We start from the raw sequence: 390 nt of genomic DNA on the forward strand, positions 1-390 counted from the left end.
GATCACATCAAGACCGGCGAACAGTACGGCCTGATGATGACCAAGGACCACAAGCTGCTGCAGAAGCTTTCCGACGCTATCGGCGCGATGAAGAAGGACGGCACGATGGCCAAGATCCACAAGACGTGGTTCGGCGACGACGCCCCGGCCGGCTCTTCGACGGTGACGGAAGCGCCGATCCCGACGCCCTGAACGACAAGCAGTCGTATTTGGGCCAACGCCCCTCCCCAACCCCTCCCCAAAAAGGGGAGGGGCGCCAGAGCCAAACCACAGTGCGGCAATTGGGGCGGGATGGCGCCGCAAGTCTTCTCCCTCTGTGGGCAGGGCTATAGCATATGGCGCAAGGGGAGATGGCCGCCCTTCGACAAGAGCTCAGGAGCCCAGCAGGGT

Annotated in this window: 1 protein-coding gene; it reads left to right on the top strand. The window is 62.8% G+C overall.

Annotated features, from left to right (window positions below):
• Nucleotides 1–192: transporter substrate-binding domain-containing protein (locus AC1D0P_RS31350; protein ID WP_477680290.1), on the top strand; the 192-nt coding region annotated here is incomplete at its 5' end.
• Nucleotides 193–390 lie beyond the last annotated feature (198 nt).

The sequence above is a fragment of the Polaromonas sp. P1_G2 genome (genome assembly GCF_056405515.1).